Consider the following 9,601-nt stretch of genomic DNA (forward strand, 5'->3'; position numbering starts at 1 on the left):
TTTAAATTTTAACCCTTATTTTACCTGTTAATAGCTGTTGCATCAAGCCTTTCTTTTGGGCTTTTAGTTGCTCTAAATAGCTTAGTTGATATTCTATTTCTTGGTCTGTAAATTTAATAACTGAAGCTATCGTCTTTTGTTCATCTACTGATGGATATAAAATTTTCATAGTTGAAAATTCTTTATAGCTTATTTGTTTCCCATCTCTAATTCCGTAAATCATAGAATTAAGCTTGTTAATAAAGCTTTGGGTTTTCATATATTCTCTATAAAACAATTTAGAAATTGGCTTTTTCTCTCTTAAAACAGTGTAAGCTGGACTTACAAGACCTTCATAGTTAGAATATTCAATTCCACCTTGAAAAGACCTTAAACTGATGACAAAATCACCGACATTTAATCTTTTGTAATTTGATAATGAATTTTTATCATACTTAATATCTATACCTGTTTCACTTCTTGGTATTACTCCTTTGTCTTGAGTAGCTGAAAGAACCTCCAAAGTGCCATCATGATTCTTATCAGTATGGTTTTTAAATAATTCTTCAGCTTTCAACAACTGCCAATTATCAATAAAACCTTTCAAACGAGTTTTACCAGTTAATAACTGTTGCATTAATCCTTTTTTACGGAGCTCTAATTTCTCAATAAAAGTTTGTGTTTTTTTGATAGTTTTATCCCAATCGGATAAAATAGAAGCTATTTTTTCTTGTTCCTTTATAGGTGGATAAAGGATTGGGCAATTTAAAACTTCTTCTTTTCTCAAATTGGTTTGCTTAACTCCATCATCAAATTTTAAATAATACTTATTTCTATTAATAGAATAGAACAAAAACTTATAATTTATTTTTTTTGCTTTAATTGCACCAATCCTTTGATTTAATGAATAGTGGTTGTTTTTATCGACTAAAAAGCATTTCGCAATAGCTCTACCGTTTGGAACATCACTCATTACAATAGTGATTTCATTTTCGTATAATGGACTTAAATTTTGTTTAATATGTTTCCTGACTTCTCCTTCAGTTGAAACAAACCTAGAGTTAACTAAAACAAATCCACCTTCCTCATCAATTATCATTTCATGCCCTTTGCCATTACGAAATTCGCATACATCATTCAGTTTTTTTAAATCCCAATCATTTGGAATCCATCCAATTTTGGTTTTTTTATAACCAACTTTATGTTCTTCTATCATCTCCATATTAAAATCCTAAAGCTGTTAAATGTTGTTCCAGTTTTTGCTCCACTTCTTCAATCTGTTGTTTTATAGCTTTAATTTCTTCTTGAGTGGCTTTAATATCAACAGGCTCCTCTTCTTCAAAGGTATCTACATAACGAGGGATGTTTAGATTGTAATCATTCTCTATTATCTCTTCCAGTTTAGCAATATAACTGTATTTATCAACGGTTTCCCAGTTTTTATAGGTAGTAAAAATTTTATCAATGTTGGTATCACTTAACTTATTTTGGTTTTTAGCATTGTCAAACTCGTTACTGGCATCAATAAATAAAACTTCTGTATTATCGCCTTTGTTCTTATCAAACACTAAAATGGTTGCAGGAATTCCTGTCCCAAAAAACAAGTTAGCAGGTAATCCTATAACAGCTTTTAATAGGTTTTCATCAATAAGCTGTTTGCGTATTTTACCTTCAGAACTTCCTCTAAATAGTACGCCATGAGGCAATACAACTCCAGCTTTTCCATGTTCATTTAGCGTTTCAATCATATGGGTTATAAAAGCATAGTCTCCTTTGCTTTTAGGCGGAATACCTCTATGGAAACGATTATATCGGTCTGCACTAGCATTATCTGCTCCCCATTTATCTAATGAAAATGGTGGATTAGCAACTACCACATCAAACTTCATTAAGGCATCATTTTCTTTTAGTAAAGGGTTATTAAGCGTATCTCCCCATTCTATATGTGCATTATCCATTTCGTGTAAGAACATGTTCATACGTGCCAATGCCCAAGTACTACCATTTAATTCCTGACCATTTAGAGCTACGTTTTTACTACCAATTTCATCAGCTACTTTTAATAATAAAGAACCACTTCCACATGTGGGGTCACATACACGGTCTCCCTCTTTTGGCTCCACTAGTTTAGCTAACAAAGTAGATACTTGAGAAGGTGTGTAGAACTCTCCAGCTTTCTTACCAGCATCGGAGGCGAAATTTGCTATAAGGTATTCGTAGCTATCCCCAATAATGTCATTACCTTCAAGATTAGAGGGTCTTAAATCCAATACTTCAAAATCTGTTAATAGATGTTTCAATCTCCTATTACGGTCTTTAGTTTGTCCTAAGTTAGGCTCTGAATTGTAATCTATATTACGGAAAACCTTTTCCAGCTTAGAACGGTTGGCATCTTCTATATTTTCTAGTGAAATATTGATGAGTTCTCCTAAATTATCGGCATTCCTGTTTTCGTATAAATGCTCAAAAGAACTGTCTTCAGGTATTTTAAAACGTTCATGTTTCATGGCACGTTCTACACGTTCAATGTCGCCGTTATATTTATCCATATAATCGGCTCTTTTTTCTTTATTTACATCAGAGATGTATTTTATAAAGAGCATGGTTAATATGTAATCTTTATACTGGGTGGCATCTATGGTGCCTCTAAAGGTATCACACGCTTTCCATACTTGATTATTTATTTCTTGTTGTGTTAATTTTTTCATGACATTAATATTTTTTTACTCATTAGTTTATTTATAATTCCTTGTTTAAGAGCTGTTCTCTTTTCTAATAAATCTTGTGTTAATCTTAAGTCCTCATCCAAAAGCTCTATAAAGTCTACTATCTTTTTTTGTTCCTCCAGAGAAGGAATGTCAACTGACACTTCCTCCAGTTCTCTTTTAGGAATAGATGTAATAGTAGCTCCAGCTCCAATTAGCTTAAGGTTATACTGTATTTTTTCTGAATTGAGATATTGTGCCAAATAAGTACCTAAGACTTTTGAAGGTTTTGTTCTAATGATATAAAACAAAGAGGAGGGGATAGCTTTACCAAAATCAGGATTGTAAGCCCATGCAAAAGTACGATGACCTTTACCAGCTAAAATAACATCATTGGGTTGCAACAGGAATTTATCATTTTTACCATCTAACTCAATAAAGCTTTCTTCAAACTTAGTTGGTTTGTAAAGCTTATCAAAATGACCAGCATGTAAGTACTTTATGCTCCCTGTTTCTTGGGGTTTGTCATACGAACCAAACTGAATTTCAGCAATATTTGCGAGTTTTTGAATCATAAACATCCTTTTTTATTATTTTATTTCTTACAAATATATAAATATATTTTATTGTAGAACGTTTCTAATAAAATATTTGTAAAAAATAATTTTGTAGAGTATTTCAAATGTTTGTTGTTATTTAAAATAAAAGTAGCGTCTCTAACTATTCTACGAAGTTGTACACAACAAATAGTGTAGATGCGTTCTTTTTTTCTAATGTAGATTGTAGGTTAAATATTGAATTAATAATTTGTGTGATTTTTATCTTCTTCCTTTTATAGGGAGTGTGTTCTTCGAAACATAAAAATCACAAAATATTATTTGTTATTTTATATAAGTTGATAGTATATAAGCTCTATCGGTAAAAGTCTCTGATAATTTATAATTCTCCTTATTAGTTTTAATATCAAAATAGGGGTTGTTCTTTGCGTTTAATAGTATATAACCCATCTCAGTTGTAGTGTTTTTTCGTTTGCTTTTTTTCTTTATTCTAAAAACAGCTTTTAGAATATGTAACACTTCCGTCTTGTTAGTTACAATTATTTTTGATATGGTGTTGCTTTCAGTACTGTATTTGATGTCATTCCTGTTAATGTATTCTACCACCTCTTTTGGTTTAATTAAATAGTTTCTTTTAAGATGTGATATCAGGAGGTTTGTAATTTCTTTCAACCTGCATAAATCTTTATTATTTGGCACAGTAATACCTTTTTTAATAATTAGCTTATCGTCTTTGTTGACATTACTCAAATCACAGTATTGGTTTATTAAATTAAAGTACTCCAAAATGTTTAGGGTATTCTTGCGTTTATTGGGTTCATTGTTCCTAATAAATAGCAAGGTAGTCTTACAGTCATGCAAGGTGTTAATGTACTCTAAATAGGGTAGCAGTACTTCATGTCTGCAGATAGGTTCTATGAAATTATTTCTGAAAACTGGGTTATCGTTGAGAGTTAAATCAACATTGAAGAAGTCTTTTACGTCATAATATTTGTTGTTAATTGAGAAATCTATAGTGTTTGTAGCATAAATTGCAAACTCAGTTTCAAATTTATTAGGATGTGCCATAAATAAATTTGTGTATTCCACTCTCATTTTTTTCTTTTCAGCGTTCAGATATTTATGGGAAGCTAAAGGGTGTTTTGAAGGTATATAATCGTTACTTTTGCTTACTTCTAGTCCGTGATGTTTTAAGATAACTGAAAATTCTTCTTGGGTTGTATAAGACTGATTAATTTTATAAATATAATAAGCCTCTTGAACAAGGTATCTCGATAATACATCTTTTATCATCTTTGACTGCGTTCCAACGTCGTCAGCTAAGAATGTCTCATCAAAGGAAAGCCTAGTGCGATCATAAAAATCCTCTATGGTACCTATCAAGCCCTCAAAACATTGTCTATAATAGTTTCTTTCGTCTCGATAATAATCTCTGTAGTTTTCAGGGTCTTCAATGGCTTCTAATACCTCATTAACTATGGTAATGTCTTTTATCTCTTTATTTCTAAACCGTGCAGTGAATTGGATAACTTCTTTAGGGTCATAAGTGTTAATCATTAGTATTTCACCAATGTTGTTATTATTTATATTAACCCCAACTTCAAGCAGATTGGTGCAAATGAGAAATTGAGTTAATGTATCAATAAGTGAAGTTTTTGCAAGTTTAATATATTTCTCTGTTTCTTTGTGTTCTGAAGTTAATGCAATAGCGTTATAGCCCAGTTGCAATAGTTTTATTTTCAGGTCCTCACATTTATTTTTGTTTTTAATGTAAATGACGTTTAAAGATGAAGGATCATATTTTTTAATACAATACTTGGCATACCCCTCTCCTAGTGTTATAATGTCTATTGGGTATTTTGAATAGTTTAATATAACATTAGATTCCTTTTTTGAATCTTTAAAATTTATTCTATGTAGGTTTAGAAAGTAAGTTAATCCAGAGTATACCGTTCCTGTCATTAAAATTAGCGATGAATTAAGGCTGTAAAGGGCGTACAGAAACTTAATATTAAATGAATTTATGGTTTTTACACTATCATACATGTAATCCATGATGGTATGAGCTTCGTCTACCACAACAATGTCGTTTGGGGTTAAATGTTGATAAATTTTATGAAAACTCTTGTCTGTTGAAACTATAATATAGTCGTCACTCTCAAGGTTGTAGTTTTTCGATTCCCCGTTAATAAGTTTATTAACTTTTAGTTTTTTTTTTGATAATAAATCCGCAGCAAATTGGTCTTGGAGTATCAGCCTTGGCGTAACAAAGACTAAGCGCCTATTAGCTTTTGCCATTTTTACGGCTAAATCGAAGATGAATGTAGTTTTTCCAGTACCTGGTTTAGCATTAATTAACACCTTTCTTAACGCTTCTATTTTAGTCAGTAAATCATCTTGCTTTTCAGATATAAATCTCTTTATATTGTAGGTGTGATTTTTAGGTATAAAGACTTCTTTTTTTCTTCCAGGTTTAATTTCATATAATAGGGACATATCAGCATATTTATAGGTGTAAATCTATCTCTATATGATGATTTAGCAAAATTTTATTTTGCTTTTAGTGGTGTTTTTTACCTACTAGTTTAAAACAGTAAAAAAAATATCTATTTTTTCGAATAAACTCACCATCAATACTCAAAGAATATTTTAAGTGACAGTCTTTTATCCTAAACCTTTTTACTTAGATTTTTGGTGTTGGTGTGTTACGTGTGTAATTAACTTGTCACCATCAGTCATCAGGTAAGTGTAACCAAAGACTTTAAAAAAATTCTTATTTTCGGAAATGATTAATTTATCTTCGTTTATTAAATACTGCGTTTTAACAAATCCGAAGGTTGTATTTCTATAAATTCATTTAACTTTTTAATAATCATTTATATATTTTCCTAATCTTTTTTGTTTTCTATTTCTACAGCCATTTTTTAAGTTCAGGAATCTTCCCTTTACGTTTGCAATAGCCACATCACCATTCATCATTTTTAGTACTTACCATCAAATAATGTTTCACGCCGCAACGGCATCTTGCTAACCAGCTTTATGGATAAAATCCAGTTAGCTCTGAATACAATTTTTGTTGGTTTGAATAATCAATTAATGGTGTCTATTTTGCATTTGCTTTAATAACCCGTCTATTTTTTTATCTTTTATCGATTGGATTATCGCCTCAAAATTTTGCTTTTGATAATACAGAACAATCTATAAGATATGGGAAACTGTCATAGGGTAAATATGCTTCTATATGTGCTCTTATAATAAAGTTGATAATTCGTTTAAGGTCTTCATATCTTAACTCGAATTGAGCACTTATTTTAAGTTGTGAACTATCCTTTATGTAAGCAAGTTGGCTATAATTATCATCGGTAATCCTATAGAATTAAAATTCAATTTGACACCTTATTCATTTGTAAATACAGATTTCATAATGCACGGTTTTAAAGGTTATGCATCCGGAAGAAACAGTAAACACTGTTGTTATTATTTGTTTTGACTGGACTGCACGTATTCTAAACCACCGTGGCTTATGTGCTAGGTTGGTGCGCAAAATTGCGTTCCTGGTACCCGCAATAAACTGAGAAAATTTTCTTAATTTTAACATTAAATAATTCTACATTGCACCACCTCACCAAAACAGATTTTAAGTATTATTTAGATTGCCCAGAATCTATATGGTTATTAAAAAATAAACCTGATGTATATCCCAAAGGAGAGTTTTCATTATTTACAGAAAAATTAATAAAAGAAGGGTATGAAGTAGAAGCTTATGCAAAAAAGTTATTTACAAATGGTTTAGACTTGCCAGAATATGGCAGTCCTACACAAACACAAAAAGCATTAACAGATACCTATAATGTTTACTTTCAGCCATCATTTAACACTAATAAAGATGTATTTGCGCGAATAGATATATTAGAACGTTTAGCAGATGGTACTTGGCATATTTATGAAGTAAAATCATCCACCTCAATAAAAAAAGACAGAAAACATAGGCATATAGAAGACGCTTGTTTTCAAAAGTATGTACTTACAGAGTGTGGTTATGTAGTTTCTAAAGTTTCTATTATTCATTTAAATAAAGAGTACATTAAAAAAGGTGCCATCATACCTAATGAATTATTAGAAATCATAGACATAACAGATGATGTAGACACAATTTATTCATCAGTAGTTAATGAAATTAATTCGGCTTCAAATTTCATTAATAAGGAAATTATCAATGAAACGGTTTGTTCGTGCACGCACAAAACAAGGTCTAACCATTGTGATGCATTTAGATATTTTAACACCACTATTCCAGACTATAGTATTTATGAGATAAGTCGTATTTCAGCAAAAAAAGTTGGTTTATTAGCAGATAATGAGCAATTAGCAATCATTGATATTCCACCAGAATTTGAGTTAAATGTAAACCAACAAACGCAAGTAGAATCCGTAAGACAAGAGCAACCTATAATCAATCAAGCTAATATTAAAAGAGAATTAGATAAATTAAAGTTTCCATTACATTTTATAGATTATGAAACCTACGCAAGTGCAATCCCAAGATTAGATGGGTTAAGTCCTCATAAACATGTAACCTTCCAAGTATCAATTCATACCTTAACAGAGGACGGTAGTTTAACGCATTATGAGTTTTTATTAGATGAAATGAAAATGCCAATAGATATGCTTCAAACTATGCAAGATTTTACAGGACTTACAGGCACATTTATATCCTGGCATGCTAGTTTTGAAATTAGCAGAAATAAAGATTTAATAGAATGGTTACCACAGTTTACAAACTATCTAACTTACATTAACGAGCATACTTTCGATTTAGAAACTATTTTCAAAAAAGATTACATAGATTATCGTTTTCACGGTTCAAGCTCTATAAAGAAGGTGTTGCCAGTTATATGTCCTCATTTATCTTATTCCGAATTAGATGTTTATAACGGGACTATGGCATTAGATACATGGGGCAGAATGGTATTGGACCCTAATTTTAATGAAGATATAGAGACCACTAAAATAAACCTATTAGAGTATTGCAAATTAGATACTATGGCAATGGTTGAAATATATAAGTTTTTGATAGATTGTATATAAAGTAATCATTCTTGTGCGCAGCACCCTTCTAAACAATCAAAAATGATATAATTATTATAAGACCAGGGATCAAGATTATTATAATATAAACCTTAATAAGATACTAGACTTTTCTATCATATACAAAACAGATGAACATCCTCCGATTTTTTTACAATCTTATTATTAGTTACATATGATTTTTCACAAAACAGGTTCTAAGATGTAATATGTGTCCAATATTTTATATATTTAAAATATATATAGTATACAAAAAAGGTATATAATTCGGATACCTATTAAGTTTGTAAGTTGTCAAAAGGTTGGATTATAATAAGTTAGGGTCCTTGGTTCGAGCCCAAGAGAAGGAGCTTAATGATAGAAAGACTTTACAGAAATGTAAGGTCTTTTTTGATTTTGATAGGTATCAGTTTAGGTCAAACAATGTATTAAGTCAAAAAGTTGTGGGATTTTAAAAGCCCTTGTTTACTCTAGTATTGAACCGAAACATTTTGTGAATTGGAATAATCAAGGTTAGTTAAATATGCTTTGGGCGCTAAGTTGGTCTGTTTCTTAAAAGCAGTATAAAACGAATTATAGGAGCTAAAGCCTACTTTACTAGCTAGTCCTTCTAATGTTAGATTATCCAAATAGCCTTCATTAATAAGTTTTAGAGCGTCTTTTATCCTATAGTGATTCTTATATTCTACAAAAGTTATTTTACAGTGGTATTTAAAGATATAGTTTATATGACTTGCTGGTATATTGATTGTTTTTGCAAAATCAGAAAAAGAGAATTTACTTTTTCTAAAAGGGTGTTCCTTATTAACAAAGTTTTCTATTTCAGAAACATAAGACATGACGCTCTTGTTGATGTTGTTGCTTAATTTTTTATCTTGAATATTTGAAATGTTTATTGCATGAAATACCCATATTTTATTGTTAACGCTTTCTTGATTTTGAATTTCTGCTACTCGTTTTTTTAATTTTGGATATCCATATAAAATCTCTGGATTTACTAATATTTTACCATAGATGAATAGCCAAGGGATAACCACCAAAAAAGAATAGTTTTTAGCTTGAAACAATTCATTAATAATTTTTTCAGAATAAATTGAATATATAATTCGAAAAAATAAAAATGATGAAATTAAAATTGAATATCCGTTATAAGTCATAATCCTGTGATATTAGCAATAACAAGCCTATCGAAGAGTTGGTCTCCAAAATATCTACGATTTAGTTTATAGACGAATTCATTTAAGTATAATTGGAGATATTTTCCTTTAATTT

6 protein-coding genes and 1 pseudogene are annotated in these 9,601 nt (G+C 30.3%); 1 reads left to right on the forward strand and 6 read right to left on the reverse strand.

Going from position 1 to position 9,601, the window contains the following annotated elements:
- Window position 1: 1 nt before the first annotated feature.
- The 4 genes from P8K68_RS00265 to P8K68_RS00280 all read right to left on the reverse strand — a co-directional run bounded on the left by P8K68_RS00265 (window position 2) and on the right by P8K68_RS00280 (window position 5,737).
- Window positions 2-1,195 (reverse strand): restriction endonuclease subunit S, encoded by a 1,194-nt coding sequence (locus P8K68_RS00265; protein WP_300247037.1) that lies wholly within the window; start codon window positions 1,193-1,195, stop codon window positions 2-4.
- A gap of 7 nt (window positions 1,196-1,202) precedes the next feature.
- Window positions 1,203-2,687: a type I restriction-modification system subunit M gene (locus tag P8K68_RS00270; protein WP_300247039.1), complete on the reverse strand. Its 1,485-nt coding sequence runs from the start codon at window positions 2,685-2,687 to the stop codon at window positions 1,203-1,205.
- Window positions 2,684-3,259 (reverse strand): restriction endonuclease subunit S, encoded by a 576-nt coding sequence (locus P8K68_RS00275; RefSeq protein WP_300247041.1) that lies wholly within the window; start codon window positions 3,257-3,259, stop codon window positions 2,684-2,686. Before P8K68_RS00275 ends, P8K68_RS00270 begins: the two co-directional genes overlap by 4 nt.
- A gap of 306 nt (window positions 3,260-3,565) precedes the next feature.
- Window positions 3,566-5,737 carry a DEAD/DEAH box helicase family protein gene (locus P8K68_RS00280; RefSeq protein WP_300247043.1) on the reverse strand — a complete coding sequence of 724 codons (2,172 nt, stop codon included), beginning with the start codon at window positions 5,735-5,737 and terminating at the stop codon, window positions 3,566-3,568.
- A gap of 1,116 nt (window positions 5,738-6,853) precedes the next feature.
- Here P8K68_RS00280 and P8K68_RS00285 point away from each other — a divergent pair.
- Entirely contained in the window at window positions 6,854-8,329 is a 1,476-nt protein-coding gene (locus P8K68_RS00285) for a DUF2779 domain-containing protein (protein ID WP_300247044.1), read from the forward strand.
- A gap of 470 nt (window positions 8,330-8,799) precedes the next feature.
- Here P8K68_RS00285 and P8K68_RS00290 read toward each other — a convergent pair whose 3' ends face one another.
- The gene (locus P8K68_RS00290; protein WP_300247046.1) at window positions 8,800-9,486 is read right to left on the reverse strand and encodes a helix-turn-helix domain-containing protein; all 687 of its coding nucleotides are present in this window, start codon (window positions 9,484-9,486) and stop codon (window positions 8,800-8,802) included.
- Window positions 9,483-9,601, reverse strand: a pseudogene (locus tag P8K68_RS00295) (IS1595 family transposase); the annotation flags it as partial. The pseudogene P8K68_RS00295 and the gene P8K68_RS00290, both read right to left, overlap by 4 nt.

The organism is Algibacter sp. (genome assembly GCF_029245835.1).
In the GTDB taxonomy this organism is placed as follows: domain Bacteria; phylum Bacteroidota; class Bacteroidia; order Flavobacteriales; family Flavobacteriaceae; genus Algibacter_B.

Coding starts and splice junctions, on each gene's coding strand:
- P8K68_RS00265 (WP_300247037.1), bottom strand. CDS start 1,195: ATGATAGAAGAACATAAAGTTGGTTATAAAAAAACCAAAATTGGATGG.
- P8K68_RS00270 (WP_300247039.1), bottom strand. CDS start 2,687: ATGAAAAAATTAACACAACAAGAAATAAATAATCAAGTATGGAAAGCG.
- P8K68_RS00275 (WP_300247041.1), bottom strand. CDS start 3,259: ATGATTCAAAAACTCGCAAATATTGCTGAAATTCAGTTTGGTTCGTAT.
- P8K68_RS00280 (WP_300247043.1), bottom strand. CDS start 5,737: ATGTCCCTATTATATGAAATTAAACCTGGAAGAAAAAAAGAAGTCTTT.
- P8K68_RS00290 (WP_300247046.1), bottom strand. CDS start 9,486: ATGACTTATAACGGATATTCAATTTTAATTTCATCATTTTTATTTTTT.